Origin of the sequence: Amycolatopsis acidiphila, from assembly GCF_021391495.1 — a bacterium.
Taxonomy (GTDB): domain Bacteria; phylum Actinomycetota; class Actinomycetes; order Mycobacteriales; family Pseudonocardiaceae; genus Amycolatopsis_E; species Amycolatopsis_E acidiphila.
In genome coordinates, this window is sequence record NZ_CP090063.1 from 3,656,738 (window position 1) to 3,671,559 (window position 14,822).

Consider the following 14,822-nt stretch of genomic DNA (forward strand, 5'->3'; position numbering starts at 1 on the left):
GACACATCGCGAGTGTGGGGTACGTGCACGGGTATGGCACCTGCCGGGGGTCTATCGCACGACCAGGACGCAGCCGTCCACATCGGACAGAACAGAATCCGCGCCGGACGCGGTCTGCACGTCGTCAGAGACGACCCCCACGCAGGAGCTCGAGGCGCCCTGGACCTAGGTCGCCCGGAAGTTCCTGGCCGGCCACATCAACGAAATGCTGCGCTCCACCGCGATGACTGACCGTCACCAAGGCCCCGTCATCCTGTTTCGGAGTGCAGGGCCTGATCGTGGGAGAGGATGCCGCGGACGAGGATGTCGATGAACCAGGTGAACCGCTCCTCGCCGGTGCCGGACATGATGTGGTCCCGCGCGGCGTGAACGCGCGGGTACTCGCTCGCCGCCGCTCGGTTGATGGCCTGTGCGACCGGACCGTCGGGTGCCGCCGGGTTCGAGCCGAGTGCGTGTTCTGCCGCGACGGCGGCGACGAACATCGTCAGCATGTCGATGGCCCAGGCTGCGGTCGCCGGTTCGACGCCGGCTTCGGCGAATATCTCCAGGAGAGCCTCAGCGATGCGCAACGCGTTCGGTCCCACGGCGGTGGTCTGGACGGCCAGCTGGGCGAGGGCGGGGCTGGTCGAGAGGAGTTCCGCGTAGGACCGGAGGAGCCCGTCAAGACGGTCGCGCCACGGTTCGCCGGCCTCGCCGACGGCGACGGCGTCCAGTGCGCGATCGAGGACCAGTGCCTGTAGTTCGGTCATGTCGTCGACATAGGCGTAGAGCGAGGCCGGTCCGGTGTCGAGCGCCTTCGCGATCCTGCGAAGGCTCATGCCGGCACCGTCGTCCGAGGTGATCTGACGTAGGGCCTCGTCGACGATCGCATCGCGGCTCAGGGGCGGCTTTGCCGGCCTGTTGCGGCGGCTCTCCACGTGCGAAGAACGGAACGGGTCACGCTGCGTCATGTTCGAACGGTATTCGTTACGAACCGTGTTCGTCAAGCTGATGTTGTGAGTCAAGCTTCCGGGGCTGGAGACAGGTTCGTCGAAAGGTCGCGACACCCTCCGGCTGGTCAGCGCGAACGGCGCACTTGACGAATGGTGTTCGTCACGAATACAGTTCGTCAACATTAGGGTGCCCGACCTGGAGACGAGCGCTCGTCACGAACTCACCGGAGGAGCGAGCACTTGAGTCTTTTCGCCAGGACGAGGATGGCGTTCGCGACGATGCGCGAGATCGAGGATGGCGCGCACGTCTTCACGTTCGCTCCAGTGAAACCGCTGGCCTTCACTGCGGGCCAGCACGGCATCTTGAGGATCGCGGGAGTGGCGGGCAGGCGGGCTTTCTCGCTCGCGTCCGCGCCGGAAGATCCGGAAGTGATGATCGCGACGCGGCTGCAGTCAGACAGTGACTTCAAGCGCGCCCTCGCCGCGCTCAAGCCCGGCGATCTGGTCACGCTCAACGGCCCGATCCTCAACTTCACGCTCCGCGGTACTCCCGATGATGTGGTGTTCCTCGCGCAGGGCATCGGCATCACGCCGTTCCGCTCGATCCTGCGGCACATCGTGGCCGCCGGCGTCCGCAAGCGCACGCACCTGGTCCACGTCGGTGGCACCGGCAACCCGCCCTTCCGGTCGGAAACCGAGCAGCTCGCGACGACCTCGGCGTACCTCGGCGGCCGCGATGCCTACGCCGTCGCGGTCAAGCAGCTGGTCACGAACAACCCCGACGCGACCTATTTCGTCTCCGGAGCAGCTCCCTATGTGAAGGACACCGTCCGGCAACTCACCCAACTCGGCGCCGCCAGGAGGCAGATCCGCACGGACACCTTCTTCGGCTACTGAAATCTCTGGCTGAAGGAAGGACCGATCCGTCATGCCGGCACCTGGCATCGTCGTCGTCGGCGCGGGCCTGAGCGGTCTGGTCTGCGCACGAATTCTGCACCAACACGGAATGGCCGTCACCGTCTACGAGGCGGACGCGACACCGGCCACCCGCCAGCAGGGCGGGTCACTCGACATCCACACCGACACGGGGCAGATCGCGCTCGAGGAGGCCGGTCTTCACGAGGCATTCCGCGCGCACACGCACATCGGCGGTGAAGCTCTCCGCGTGCTCGACAAAACCGCACATGTTCACCTCAACCACGAGGAGCCGCCGGGCGGCAACGGCCGGCCGGAGATCGACCGGAGAATCCTGCGGCAACTGCTCGTCGACTCACTGGAACCGGGCACGATTGCCTGGGGGAGAAAGGTCGTCGCCGCACGACCCGCCGCGTCGGGACACGAGCTGGAGTTCGCCGATGGCGCCACCGTGCGCGCCGACCTGGTGGTCGGGGCAGACGGCGCGTGGTCGAAGATCCGGCCGCTGCTGACCCCGGAACAGCCTGGATACACCGGAATCACGCTGGTCGAGATCCGTCTGTCCGACGCGGCCACTCGGCACCCGGACGCGCTCGCCCTCACCGGCCGGGGAAGCTTTTTCGCGCTCTCGGGCAACAAATACCTCGGCGGACACGGCGGGGACACCATCGCGCTCGGCTGCGGCCTGCGCGTTCCGGAAAACTGGATCACCGACAGCGGCATCGACTGGGACGACCCGGCGGACGCCCGCCTGGCGCTGCAACGCGAATTCTCCGACTGGGCCCCCGCCCTGACCGACCTGATCCGCGGCTGCGACGACACCATCTGGCCTCGCCCGATCTACGCCTTGCCCACCGGCCTCACCTGGCAGCCGGTTCCCGGGGTGACCCTCGTCGGTGACGCCGCGCACCTCATGTCGCCGTTCGCCGGCGAAGGCGCCAACCTCGCCCTGATCGACGGCGCCGACCTCGCCAGGGCGATCATCGACCACGACGACCTCGACACCGCGCTCGCCACCTACGAGAAGGCGATGTTTCCCCGGGGGGCCAAATCTGCCGCCGCTTCGCAGAAGGGCCTCGACATGATGTTCGTCGATGGGCCGCCGCGGAAGCTCGTCCGGTTCTTCCGGACCATGTCCACCGTTTCCCGCCTGACCAAACCGTTCCAGCGCCTGTTCACGTCGAAGAACCCGGAGGGATGACGTGGGAAAAACCTACCGGATGAACGAGCGGCTTGCCCTCGGCGCCGTCGAACTCACGGTCGCCGATCTCGACCGCAGCCTGGCGTACTACACCGAGGACATAGGCCTGCGAGTGCTCACGCGCGACGCGGACAGCGCCCACCTCGGCGTGCCGGGACGTACTTTGGCCGTCGTGCGGGAGCGGCCCGGCGCGGTGCCGCCGCCGGCCTCAAGCCCGGGCCTGAGCCACTTCGCGCCACAGGTGCCGGCTCCCGCCGACCTGGCCCGATTCGTCACGCACTACACGAGCCGGTACTCCGGATACCAGCTGACCGACCACGTCGTCGCACACTCGTGCTACGTCTTCGACCCGGACGAGCACTGCGTCGAAGTCACCTGCGCCCGCCCGCCCGACGAATGGCGCTGGCAAAACAACCACCCCGTCGTCGTCGCCGATCCGCTGGACCTGCGGCACTTCTCCGACGAGCCCGGCGCGGACCTGCCGTTCGACGGGCTCCCGGCTGAGACCACGATGGGGCACGTCCAGCTCAAGGTGACCGACCCGGAACTCGCGGCCACCGAGCCCTTCTACTGTGGACTGCTCGGCTTCGACGTCGAAGGCCGCCTCGGAACCATGTTCCTCGCGGTCGGGGTGACCGACCAGCACGCCCTGCTCGTGCTCACCAACCGCTTCAGCCCCGACGGCGGCGTGCCCGCACCGGAGAACAGCGCCCACCTTCTCGGCGTCGACCTGGTGCTCCCCGCGGCGGACGACATTCGTGCGCTGGCCGAACGGCTCTCCACTGCCGGCTACCCCCACGAACTCGCGGCGGGCGTGCTGAAAGTGCGCGACCCCTCGGGACACCTTCTGCGTTTCACGACAAGTTCGATCTGAATGAGACGGGCCTGGTCGGCCGCGCGAGGCGAACAACGCTTCGTGTAAGCACAGCGCGGCTTCGTGCAAGCGCAGCGCGGCTGGATATTCCACACTCGCCAGAAGTTTCACTGGTTTCGATAAATTTCTTCATTACAGAACCGGATGATTTCCGGGTTGCATCGGTATTGCTCGTCGAGTAGCAGCGGTTCCGGACGGAACCGCGCGGCGAACGCGCTGAATACGGAGTCTTCGCCATAGGTATGGTGCCTTGTCGCGAGTTCTTGGCGCTGGACTCCGGCCTGTTCGGCGAGCCGGCGCAGTTGTCCGGTCCGCGGTGACGACCGGAGGTAGCTGTTGCGGATCGCCGACGATGACCAGTCGCTTCGAGCGGTAGGCGAGGGGGAGTACCTGTGCGAGGCTGCACTGACTTGCGTCGTCGCTCACCACCAGGTCGGTCGTGGCCGCAGCGCAGCGGAAGTTGGGCCGGCTGGACAGCGTCGAGGTGGCCCACCCTTTGGCGTAGCCGAGTGCCTCCACCATCAGATCGCGACGTGGCTCGTCTTCCGTCAATGTGGTGCTGAGCCTGGTGAGCTCGGAACCCGAGGTGATGCCGCGGCGCACGAGTTCGCGAAGCTGCCTCTCCGAAGCGTGTCGCCACCGCAGTTCCGTGCGTTCGAAGTCGCCGAGCAGGTTGCCTTGGCGAGTTTCGAGCAAATGACGAAGTTCCCGGTGAGTGTGGTCGAATTCCCGCTCCACGCGAAACCAGGCGATGACCTGCGCTGTCCGAGGTGAATGGAACTTCAACCCCGACGGCGACGGCACCCTCATCCGGTGGACCTACGAATTCAAGCCGCTTCCCGGTCTCGCTGGATCCTTGCCGGTCCCTTCACGCCACTCTGGCGCCGATACATGCTGGCCGCTCTCGTAAAGTGCATTTAAGTGATCGACGCGGACAAAAGCGACTCGTTGGGCCGCCGGTTCCGCGACCGGCCAAGGGCGCCACGTGCCGCCCCGCCCCAGTGAGCGATCAAATCTGCTCTTGACTTCTGCGCTTCGAGATATTCTGGTATTCGACCAGTGGGTCGTGTAACAGGTGGGAGAATCCGAGTTCGCCGGCGCCGATCAGGGTGGCGTCGTCACCGAGTGCCGAGACTTCCAGTCTCACCCGTTCTCTGGCTACGGGTAGGACGTTGACTGCTATACGGGTGTGCACATATGTCGCCAAACCGGGGTAGATGTCCCGTAGCATTCCGCCAAAGATCACCATGCCCGGGTTGAACAGGTTGATCAGGTTGGCCACCCCGACGCCCAGCCAGTCGCCAATCCGGCGAAGCGCGTCCCGGGCGGCGGGATCGCCTCGGCCGGCATCGTGCGCCACGGCTCGCACCGCGTCACGGCCGAACAGGTCCGCGGGCCGGCCGGCGGCGTCGAGCAGCGCCCGCTCACCGACCTCGGCCTCCAGGCAACCCCAGGAACCGCATCCGCACGGGCGCCCGTTCATCGGGTTGACCACTATGTGCCCGACCTCGCACCCATAGCCCGTATCGCCGTCCAGCAGCTTGCCACCGGCGATGATTCCCCCGCCTACGCCGACATCTCCGTGCAGGTAGATCAGGTTCCGCATGCCGGTTCCGGCCCCGCGTTGCTGCTCGGCGACCGCGCCCAGATGCGCTTCGTTGCCGACCAGCACCGGCAATTCCAAACCGAGTTTCCGGGAGAGCTCGGCTCCGAATTCCTGATCGACCCAGCCCAGATCAGGACCGAAGCGCACCGTCCCGTCGCCCGGCTTGATCATCCCGCAGTAGGACGCGCCGACCCCCACGCAGACCGCCGTCGGGGGCGCCGCTTGGTGCAGCTGCCTGCCGAGCCGGGCGAGTACGTTCACCACGTACTCAAGATCCGGTCCAGCGCGCGCTCGAGCAGCGACCGCGCGCTCAAGCACCACTCCGCCCAACCCGATGCGGGCAGCGGCCAGCTGATCGACCGCGACGTCAAAGGCCAGTACGTAGATCCGTTCGGACTCGGGTAGCACCATCAGAGACGGGCGGCCTTGCTGGTGACTGTCCTTCGGAAGCTCTTCGCGGACCAGGCCGGCATCGGTCAGCTCCGCGGTCAGCGCCATGATCGTGCTTCGGTTCAGGCCCAGTTCCCTCGTCAGGCCCGCACGAGAAATCCCGCCGCTGAGATGGACACTGCGGAGGAGCGCGCCGACATTGTGCCGCCGGATCTCCTCTCGATCCAACCCGATCTCCCCAGCAGTCCGGCAGTGCAGCATCGCGGTGCCTCGTTCGACGAGGATGAGAGCGCTCTGACGGGAATCGTACCGCCTGTCACGCACCCCGTTGCAGGTCGGCCAGATCGTCATCGACCATCATCTCGATGAGATCGCGAAACTTCACCCGAGGCTTCCAGCCGAGGCGTGCCCGTGCATGCGAGGCATCTCCCACGAGGAGATTGACGTCGGCGGGGCGGAAGAGCCGCGCGTCCTGCACGACGTAACGCGTCCAATCCTCGATCCCCACGCGGCTGAAAGCGATGTCGAGCAGATCTCGAATCGAGTGGGTCTCGCCGGTGGCGACGACGTAGTCGTCAGCCTGGTCTTCCTGGAGGATCAACCACATCGCCTCGACGTAATCGCCCGCGAACCCCCAGTCTCGGCGTGCCTCGAGATTTCCGAGCGTCAGACGCTTTTGCAGGCCGAGCGCGACGCGCGCCGCACCGCGAGTGACCTTACGGGTGACGAACTCGTGACCTCGGCGCGGACTTTCGTGGTTGAACAGTATTCCCGAGCAGGCGTGTGCACCGTAGGATTCTCGATAGTTGACAGTCATGTAGTGACCGAAGGTTTTCGCCACCCCGTAAGGGGACCGGGGATGAAATGCCGTTGTCTCGCGCTGGGGAACCTCGTGCACGTTGCCGAACATCTCGGAGCTCGAAGCCTGATAGAACCGGACCCTGGACATGTCGTTGTGCGTATGTACCTGAATTGCTTCGAGAATACGTAGTACTCCCATCGCGGTGACCTCGCTGGTGATCTCGGCCTGCCTCCAGGACAGGCCCACAAAGCTGATCGCGCCCAGGTTGTAGACTTCGTCGGGCTGGGAGGTCTCCATGGCTCGGATGAGGCTGCGGAGATCGAGAAGATCGCCGTCCAGAAGATGAATCGAAGGTGCGACTCTTCGTACGGCCGGTATTCTGGGGTTGTTTTGACCGTGGATCAGGCCGAAAATCTCATACCCCTTTGCCGCCAGGAACTCCGCAAGGTACATGCCGTCCTGGCCGGTCACTCCCGTGATGAGGGCGCGCGGCACGTTGTCTCCTCAAGGGTCCAATCGGTGACCTCTGTCAGGCGCTGACGATCTCGAGATCGGGCAGCGGGAAGATCAGCTTCCCTCCGGATTCCAAGTACTCGCGTTCCCGTTGGACGAATACATCCCGAAAAAACCAGGGCATGACGAGCATGTACTCGGGGTGGTCCCTGTGTGCCCTCTCTTCCGATATTATGGGCACGCCTGTCGAAGCCATCTTGCGGCCGATCTTCGCCTTTTGGCGTTCGACTGCGAACGGTAGATCTTCTGCTGTCAATGAGGCGGCCTGAAGAATCGTTCCGCCCCGTGTGCTGGCGCCGTAGATGTAGCACCGCTCGCCGTTGGCGTTGATGCTGTTGATCAGTTGACGCAGCTCGGCGAACGCTTTCAACGATCGCGTTGCGAAATTGTGCCAGGTCTCGACGCGAGACAGTCCGTATGAAATCTCGTTCTGCCGCTGAGCTTGCACGGACGGATTCTGTGGCCGTGCTCCGCGATGTGACACGAGAGTGCGGAAGGAGCCGCCGTTTATGTGGGAAAGGTGGACGTCATTGACCTCTAAATCATGCCGGTTGAGCAGGTGTTCCAAGGCGGCCAACGACCAATACGTCACGTGCTCGTGGCAGATGTTGTCAACAGCGCCGAGTTCCAGCATGCTGAGCGCGTAGTTCTGCTGAACCACCCATATCCCGTCGTCTGCCAGTACCTGCTTGACGTTCGAGACGAATTCATTGGGGTCGTCCAGGTCGTAGAACATGGAGATGCTGGTGACCACGTCGAACTTCTGATACGATTCGCCGGTCTCGAACCAGTGACGATCGAAATAGTCGACCAGTATGCGGTCCGCGTGCTGCCGGGAATCGCGTTCAAAACTCGACACCGGATCCACGCCGACCCTGTGCAGCCGATCCGGTACGAATGACAGCAATGTGCCGTCGTTGCAGGCGATGTCCAGCCACTGCCGGGTGTCGGGCTTGACCTCCAGTGCCTGATTCACGATCGACCGAAGGTCGTCGCGGATCGCCTCGTTGATACCGGACCGAAACCCGTATCGGTCGTGGTACATGAGCTCACGAGGTGTGGTGTCGCGCAGCTGTGCTAACCCGCAATGCTGGCACAGCACCAGGGACAGGGGCCATTTCGGAGGGCGACTGTCGTCGTCGCGAAAGTCGCTGAGATACTGGTTGTCGAGGTCCAGTACCTCGGTCATGTCACTGCTGTGGCACGAACGGCACCTCATAGCAACCTCCAGACTTGCTCTCCGGGTCCGGCTGCCGGGTCAGAGAAGCCCGGCGTTCTTCAGTACGACGGGCAGGAACGGATGAATTAACCATGAGCCGGTGACGTGAAGTTCGCGGATCTGGGCAGGCGTGTACCACCGGACCCATTCATGAGTCTCATCGGCGGCGTTCAGGTTCGGTATTTCCGGTTCAGTGCATTCGTATCTCATCAGAATGAGAAGGGTCTGAAATCCACGTTCTTCCGGAGGGATGCTTCTGGAACCCCATATGACGTTGTAGATGTTGTCCAAGGCGAAGCGGGCGGGATCTGCGTTTTTGAACCCGAGTTCGCGGGCGAGGGCGCGCCCGGCTGCATCGGTAACAGATTCGCCCAGCTTCATTCGGCCGCCGAACGCCCACAGCATTCCTCGAAGCGGCAACTCCTGCCGATAACCGAGGAGAACGTTTTGTTCGGCTGTGTGGACGATGACGTCCACGTTCGCCTGAACGAGATGGTCCAGCGCCTTGCCGTAATCGGTTTCCGGCAGGCCGAATTCCGGTACATCCCGTGCGGCGAAGCCGTTCTCGACGAGTTCGTGAACCACGATATCCACGCTGACCCCCAAGCAATCGGAGGTCTCTTCGACCGTTGACTCGCCGACAATCCAGGTGACCCCGCGATGAAGATCACGCTAGCAGAATCGGTCAAAAGTGGCAATCCTGATCGCGAGTTGGTTCCTCGTCCGGGAAATTCCGGCTTGTCGAGGCAGTTTCAAAAATCAGCGTGTTTTGTGGCCGCTGACAACTAAAGCCGTCCCGCCGGCGAAACCGGCACCGACGATGGCGTTCTCCTTCCGCCGGTCAGGCCTGGATTTCGGTCAGCGCGAAGAACTCCTGCCCCGCGCCCGCCGCCTGCACCCCCGCAGGTACATGCACAGGTGCTCCGCCTCGATCACGACGCCGACGCCCTTGGGCGCCAGGTGTTCCTGCGGCCAGTCGGCGACCTGCTGGGTGAGCCGCTCCTGGGTGCTCCGACGCCGGGTTCTTGCCGAGTGCGACGAGCAGGTCCGGAGGTGGCCGGGCTCCCCGGGGCCGGCCGTGGCGTTCCACCTCGACAAGCTGGTGGCCGAGGACCTGCTTGAGGCCAGCTTCGAACGCCGCGCGGGCCGCCCCGGCGCGGGCAGCCCCGCCGAGCTCTACCGGCGCTCGGGCAGGCAGGTCTCGGTGTCCCTTCCCGAACGGCGGTACGAGCTGGCCGGTCTGCTGCTCGCCGGGACGCTCGAAGAAGCGGCGGCGTCCGGCGAGCCACCGGCGTCAGCCCTGCGGCGCCGCGCCCGTGAGGCGGGGGAGGAACTCGGCCGCGAGGCGGGTGCCGGAGCCCAGGACGCTGTCCTCCGCGCCCTCGAGGAGCAGGGTTTGGAGCCGCGTCCCGCCTACGGGACGATCCCTGCTCGCCAACTGCCCGGTCCACCGGTTGGCCCAGACGCACACCGAACTGATCTGCGGCATGAACCTCAGCCACGTCGAGGGAATCCTCGACGGACTGGGGTGCGCCGACCTGCGAGCGAGCCTGGAGCCCGCCGCAGACGCGTGCTGCGTCCGCGGCGGGCTTCCCGGTGATCCGCTGACCTCGGCGAGCCGGCACGGCCACCGGGGCGATCACAGCGTTGGTCATTTCGGGAGAACGTTCTCCCGCGCGAAGTACGCGGCCGCGCGCTTGAGAATTTCATTCTCCATCTCAAGCTGGCGGGTCTTCTTCCGCAGCTCGGCCAGCTCTTTCTTCTCCGCGCTCGTCAAACGGCTCGCTGAGCCGTTCTCATCGGTGTCGGCCTGGGTCATCCAGTTCCGCAGGCGGGTGTGGTTCAGGCACCGGGACATCCTTCCTGGTGGCCCAAGGTCACCTCAGGGTAGGTGTCCGAGCTGCGGGGACAAGCTCAGCTGGCGTTTGGTGTCTCGCACTACAGCTCAAATCTCTACGGATTCAGCGGATTGCCTCTCCGCCGGCGTGCGGCGGGCGCGCTGGCGTGCGGCCGCGGCTCGTGGATCAGCCACGAGGGCATTTCCTTTGTTCCTGGTTCCGAGGCGGGCGGTGCGACCGAAGTGCGTTCAGGACCCAGAGGTCGGTTCAGGCGGCCGTTCGAGCGCGCGAGGGGGCGGATGGTCGTGCGGGCGCCTGTGGCCTCGCCGGGGGTGATTGTTCATTAGCGAGGATGCGTTCGGCGCCGGCGAGTGCGCGGTCGGCGGCCTGCAGCTGTGTGATGGTTCGGGCGCGGATCTCTTCCAGCTGCCGGATCCGGTCCTGGGCCTGGCCCAGTTGTCGTTCTGCGATCGAGCGTGCCTCGGCGAGGATCCGGTTGCGGGCGCGGTCTGCTTGAGCGTTTACGGCGTCTGCTTGTCGGCGTGCCGTGTCGAGGATTTCGGCGGCTTCGGCGCTGGCAAGGTCGAGTATCCGGTGAACGCGTGCGCTCACTGCGTTGGGGTCGGCCGGGGTGCGGCAGACGGTGTCGAAGCGGGCCTGTAGGGCGGCGCGTTCGGCACGCACCTGCTCGAGCAGATCAGCCAGCGTTTCGGCTTGGTGGAGGGCGGCGTCGCGGTCGATGGTGAGGATGCGGATTTCGGCGTGCAGTTCGTCGAGGTACTCGTCGACCAGCGTCCGGTCGTAACCGCGCAGGGTCAACGGGAAGCTGAGCGGCAGTGGCAGCAGGCGGTCGCCATCGGTCGGTGCTGGGGCAGGCGTCGCAGTCACGGTTGGCAGGACCTTTCGGGGCTTGGCTCCACGGCCGAGGGGACCGGCAGGTAGGCGAGCAACTGGGTAGCCAGGTCATCCAGACTCCCAGCCGAGCGGATCGCGGGCGGGGCCGCCCCGCAGACGGTGCGGTCGTCGCGGTGGAGAGTGTCGACGAACCGTGCGATGTTCCTCGGTGCGGGCGCGATCGTGGGGCCGCCCAGGTAGGCGAGGACGATCAGGTCTTCGCTGGAGTGTGTTTCGATCGCGATGGCCCAGCCGTGCTTCTCGTCCCACAGCAGTGCGACGTCGCGGTCGGGGTAGCGGGGTAGGCGGGTGTCGAGCGCGAGGTAGGCCGAGACCGGAGTGGTGTGGTCGATGGTGGCGGATTCCAGCCCCACTCCGAGTTCAGCGGCTACCGCGCTCAGGTAGCCGCGCAGCGCGCGATATGCGGTGTGCTGCTGGAGCGAGATGTCGAGCGACGCGGTCACTGTTGCACAAACCTTTCTCCCAGGCGAGCGTTGAATGGGCAGGGCCCCCGAGCCGCGGTGGAAGAGCGGGCCCATCCACCGCGGAATGCCGCGCCGCCGTGCTGTTCGGCGGCGCCTGACGTGCGGAGAGGCGGCACGGCGGCGCGGCGTGGACGCGGCGTCCGGGCCGTCAGGCCTCGATTTCCCTGGGTTCGCCGCCGGTCCGGCCGATCGCGATGCGGCGTGGCTTGGCGTTCTCGGCGACCGGAATGCGCACCGTGAGGACACCGGTGTCGTAGTCGGCCTTGATGTTGTCGATGTCCAGGTTGTCGCCGAGGAGCAGCTGGCGGGAGAACACGCCCAGCGGACGTTCGGAGACCTGTGTCCGGACGTCGTCGCCGGTGGGCAGTGGACGCCGCTCGGCCTTGACGGTCAGCACGTTGTGCTCGACGTCGAGCTCGATCGCGGCGGGGTCCACGCCGGGCAGGTCGAAGCAGACCACGAACTCGTCGCCGGCGCGGTAGGCGTCCATCGGCATCGCCGCCGGCCTCGACCAGGTCCCCGGTGCACTGCCGAACAGCTGCTGGGTCAGCCGGTCGAACTCATGGAACGGATCGGTGCGCATCAACATCCGGTTCCACCTCCTGTTGCCCTGTCTGTGGTGTCAATACGCACTTTCGTTGTATCATGTCATCGTGTCGATGACAATCTCTCTGTCGTCTTAAGGATGACATCACATGGACGCTGACCCGATCACCACCCTCGGCGACATTCGCGCCGTGGTCGTCGCCGCCCGGAAAGGTGGCGCGGAGCGTGAGCAACTGCTCGACGCGCTGGCCGCGCTGCGCGCGGTGCGCGATGAGCTCAGTGCGTGGGAACCGGAACTGATCAGCGCGGCCCGCTCGAACGGCACCAGCTGGGCGGCACTGGCCCCGGCGCTCGGGGTGGCTAGCCGACAGGCCGCCGAGCGTCGCTATCTGCGGCTGCGGCCGTCCGACACCGGAGAAGCCACCGGCGAAGCCCGGGTCGACGCGCAGCGTGACAAACGCGCCGGCGACCGCGCCGTCGCGGAGTGGGCGCGACGCAACGCCGGGTCGTTGCGGAAGCTGGCCGGGCAGGTGAGCGCCCTCGAAGGGCTCGGTGCCGCGGCGCAGGACAGCGCCGACCGGGTCGGCGACGCACTCGGCACCGACAACCCCGCCGACCTGCTCAGCCCCCTCGCCGCGTCCCACCCGCACCTGGTCGAACACCACCGGGGACTCGCCGACCAGCTGGCGGGCATCGCCGAGCACACCGATCGGCTTCGCCGCGACGCCGCCGTCCAGCGACGCACCCAGCGCTGACCTTCGCGCGCAGTGCGAGCCTGGATACCGTGAAGGCCTCCTTCCCGGCATTGAGCGCCGGTCAAGGAGGCCTTCACGGCTGGTCACCAGGGTGCCAATCGCTCAGCCCAGTTCAGGCGGCCTGGCCGAGCGTCTGATCGTGCCCGGCGCGCGCACCGCGCTCGTGCGCCGCCATGCCCACCACCAAGCCCAGCATGGCGACTACGACGGCAGCGAAGCCCCAGACGGGCCCGCTCGTCGCCCAGCCGACGAGGTGGTCCAGGCTGAACCGGCCGGGGCCGGTGAACGCCAGCGCCAGCGTCGAGCCGATCAGCGCCAGCGGGTACTCGAACCCGCCCGCGGTGTTCCACAGTCCGTGGCGACCATGAACGACCAACGCCGCGTTGGCCAGCACCGCCATCAGCACCGCGGCCGCGAACGGAGTCGCGAAGCCCAGCGCCAAAGCCAGGCCTCCCACCAACTCCGCCGCGCCGAGCAGCAGCGCGAACGCCCGCCCCGGCCGCCAGCCGAGCGACTCGAGGAAGCCCGCGGTGCCCGGCACACCGTGACCGCCGAACCAGCCGAACAGCTTCTGCGCGCCGTGACCGGCCATCAGGAGTCCGATCACCGCTCGAAGAAGCAGCAAACCGATGTCCATCACAAGTCACCTCCCAGCAAATGGAGCCATACTCTGTTGTCGATCAAGTGAGCGGAGGAAAACCTGTGCTGCAACAGGTCCCGCCCAGTGTGAATCCGCTTCGCCGGCTATCCGGTCTGAAGCAGGCTTTGCCCGGCCCAGCTCCGGCCGCGCATCGGCCGCAGGGGCGCCGTACGTTCCCAGCCGGCGTCGGCGAGTGCCCGCCGGTAGACCCGCTCGTAGCCCGAGGCCATGGCGTCCGGATGGAACCGGTGAAGCACGTGGGCACGGCATGCGGCGGAGCTGATCGCCTCGACGGCGTTGATCGCGTCGGCCAGTTCGGCCGGGTCGTCGCACACCAGCCCGGTGCGGCCGTGGGCGACCACCTCGGGCACCGAACCGCGCCGCAGGGCCACCACGGGCGTGCCGCAGGCCATGGCCTCGATCATGACCATACCGAACGGTTCTTCCCACTGAATGGGGAAGAGCAGACAGCGCGCCTTGGCCAGCAGCTCCTTCTTCTGCTCACCGCCGACCTCGCCCAGCCACACCACGTCGTGGCCCAGGCGCGGCTTGATCTCGGTCTCGAAGTAGCGGATCTCGGCCGGTTCGGAGCACTTGGCGGCCAGCACGATGTTCCGGCCTGCCTCGCGGGCTACGTCGATCGCGAGGTGCATGCCCTTGTCGGGGGTACAGCGGCCGAGGAAGAGGACCCAGTCCTCCTTGTCCTCGTGGAACGGAAAGTCGTCGACATCGATCGCGTTGTGCACCGTCGCACACCAGTTGAGGTCCGGTGCGACGCGTCGCTGCGCATCCGAGATCGCGACGAGCCGGACGCGGTCGCCAAGGTGGCGGTAGTACTGGCCGGGTTCACCGCTGACCGGGCCGTGCACCGTGACCACGGTCGGGATGTCGCGACCGCGGGCCAGCAGCGGACCGGCCAGCGAGTGGTCGTGGACGACGTCGACGTCCAGCTCGTCCAGGATCCGGCCGGTCGCGGCCGCGTGCAGCACTTCGGGCATCGGCTCCCCGAGGCGTGCGCCCTGCGGGGTGTCATACGTGCGCCGGAACCGGCCGCGTGTCCCGTTGTGTCCCACGCCGACGACGATGACCTCGTGTCCGCGCGTGACCAGCGCGTCGACCAGATCGGCGCAAACCGCCTCGACGCCTCCGTAACCCTGTGGGGGCAGTTCGAACCACGGTGGCGCGACCATGGCGATCCGAAGCGGGCGGGTA

At 66.3% G+C, this 14,822-nt stretch carries 17 protein-coding genes, 1 tRNA gene and 1 pseudogene; 4 read left to right on the forward strand and 15 right to left on the reverse strand.

Annotation, left to right across the window (positions count from 1 at the left end; translation table 11 throughout):
• Window positions 1–248 precede the first annotated feature (248 nt).
• Complete coding sequence (locus LWP59_RS17760) at window positions 249–950, reverse strand: TetR/AcrR family transcriptional regulator (RefSeq protein WP_186382982.1); 702 nt, start codon at window positions 948–950, stop codon at window positions 249–251.
• A gap of 246 nt (window positions 951–1,196) precedes the next feature.
• On the opposite strand from LWP59_RS17760, the gene LWP59_RS17765 reads away from it, so the two are divergent.
• From LWP59_RS17765 to LWP59_RS17775, 3 genes are read left to right on the forward strand one after another with little or no spacing between them, the layout of a single operon-like run.
• Window positions 1,197–1,829, forward strand: a complete 633-nt coding sequence (locus LWP59_RS17765) for an FAD-dependent oxidoreductase (protein ID WP_144631834.1) — start codon at window positions 1,197–1,199, stop codon at window positions 1,827–1,829.
• A gap of 31 nt (window positions 1,830–1,860) precedes the next feature.
• Entirely contained in the window at window positions 1,861–3,048 is a 1,188-nt protein-coding gene (locus LWP59_RS17770; protein WP_144631831.1) for an FAD-dependent oxidoreductase, read from the forward strand.
• Between the two features lies 1 nt (window position 3,049).
• Entirely contained in the window at window positions 3,050–3,922 is an 873-nt protein-coding gene (locus tag LWP59_RS17775; RefSeq protein ID WP_144631829.1) for a VOC family protein, read from the forward strand.
• 132 nt (window positions 3,923–4,054) lie between these two features.
• Here LWP59_RS17775 and LWP59_RS41020 read toward each other — a convergent pair whose 3' ends face one another.
• From LWP59_RS41020 to LWP59_RS17825, 11 genes are all read right to left on the reverse strand, one after another.
• The gene (locus LWP59_RS41020; protein WP_144631826.1) at window positions 4,055–4,732 is read right to left on the reverse strand and encodes an AAA domain-containing protein; all 678 of its coding nucleotides are present in this window, start codon (window positions 4,730–4,732) and stop codon (window positions 4,055–4,057) included.
• A 199-nt stretch (window positions 4,733–4,931) separates the two neighbouring features.
• On the reverse strand, window positions 4,932–6,269 hold the full coding sequence (locus LWP59_RS17780) for an ROK family transcriptional regulator (protein WP_222425380.1): 1,338 nt from the start codon (window positions 6,267–6,269) through the stop codon (window positions 4,932–4,934).
• Window positions 6,235–7,215, reverse strand: a complete 981-nt coding sequence (locus tag LWP59_RS17785) for a GDP-mannose 4,6-dehydratase (protein ID WP_144631823.1) — start codon at window positions 7,213–7,215, stop codon at window positions 6,235–6,237. The genes LWP59_RS17780 and LWP59_RS17785 overlap by 35 nt, the downstream gene beginning before the upstream one ends.
• Window positions 7,216–7,249: 34 nt before the next feature.
• A complete protein-coding gene (locus LWP59_RS17790) occupies window positions 7,250–8,452 on the reverse strand; it encodes a class I SAM-dependent methyltransferase (RefSeq protein ID WP_144631820.1) in 1,203 nt (400 codons plus the stop codon).
• A 39-nt stretch (window positions 8,453–8,491) separates the two neighbouring features.
• Window positions 8,492–9,037, reverse strand: a complete 546-nt coding sequence (locus LWP59_RS17795) for an NUDIX domain-containing protein (RefSeq protein ID WP_233921996.1) — start codon at window positions 9,035–9,037, stop codon at window positions 8,492–8,494.
• A gap of 273 nt (window positions 9,038–9,310) precedes the next feature.
• Window positions 9,311–9,550 (reverse strand): GTP cyclohydrolase I, encoded by a 240-nt coding sequence (locus LWP59_RS41025; RefSeq protein WP_229857741.1) that lies wholly within the window; start codon window positions 9,548–9,550, stop codon window positions 9,311–9,313.
• Window positions 9,551–9,746: 196 nt separating this feature from the next.
• The gene (locus LWP59_RS17805) at window positions 9,747–9,941 is read right to left on the reverse strand and encodes a hypothetical protein (protein WP_144631814.1); all 195 of its coding nucleotides are present in this window, start codon (window positions 9,939–9,941) and stop codon (window positions 9,747–9,749) included.
• A gap of 162 nt (window positions 9,942–10,103) precedes the next feature.
• Window positions 10,104–10,271, reverse strand: coding sequence for a hypothetical protein (locus tag LWP59_RS17810; protein WP_186382979.1), 168 nt, complete (start codon window positions 10,269–10,271; stop codon window positions 10,104–10,106).
• Window positions 10,272–10,557: 286 nt separating this feature from the next.
• Window positions 10,558–11,178, reverse strand: coding sequence for a hypothetical protein (locus LWP59_RS17815; protein WP_222425379.1), 621 nt, complete (start codon window positions 11,176–11,178; stop codon window positions 10,558–10,560).
• On the reverse strand, window positions 11,175–11,648 hold the full coding sequence (locus LWP59_RS17820; RefSeq protein WP_229857743.1) for a DUF6292 family protein: 474 nt from the start codon (window positions 11,646–11,648) through the stop codon (window positions 11,175–11,177). The genes LWP59_RS17815 and LWP59_RS17820 overlap by 4 nt, the downstream gene beginning before the upstream one ends.
• Before the next feature lie 169 nt (window positions 11,649–11,817).
• Window positions 11,818–12,258 (reverse strand): Hsp20/alpha crystallin family protein, encoded by a 441-nt coding sequence (locus LWP59_RS17825; protein WP_144631811.1) that lies wholly within the window; start codon window positions 12,256–12,258, stop codon window positions 11,818–11,820.
• 106 nt (window positions 12,259–12,364) lie between these two features.
• Here LWP59_RS17825 and LWP59_RS17830 point away from each other — a divergent pair, with 106 nt between their 5' ends.
• Window positions 12,365–12,970: an HSP18 transcriptional regulator gene (locus tag LWP59_RS17830; protein WP_144631808.1), complete on the forward strand. Its 606-nt coding sequence runs from the start codon at window positions 12,365–12,367 to the stop codon at window positions 12,968–12,970.
• A gap of 310 nt (window positions 12,971–13,280) precedes the next feature.
• Here the strand turns inward: LWP59_RS17830 and LWP59_RS17835 are convergent.
• From LWP59_RS17835 to LWP59_RS17845, 3 genes and pseudogenes are all read right to left on the reverse strand, one after another.
• A tRNA-OTHER gene (locus LWP59_RS17835) sits at window positions 13,281–13,377 on the reverse strand.
• A gap of 14 nt (window positions 13,378–13,391) precedes the next feature.
• Window positions 13,392–13,607 (reverse strand): annotated as a pseudogene (locus tag LWP59_RS41030) (DoxX family protein); the annotation flags it as partial.
• A 107-nt stretch (window positions 13,608–13,714) separates the two neighbouring features.
• Entirely contained in the window at window positions 13,715–14,800 is a 1,086-nt protein-coding gene (locus tag LWP59_RS17845; RefSeq protein ID WP_144632305.1) for a glycosyltransferase family 4 protein, read from the reverse strand.
• Window positions 14,801–14,822 lie beyond the last annotated feature (22 nt).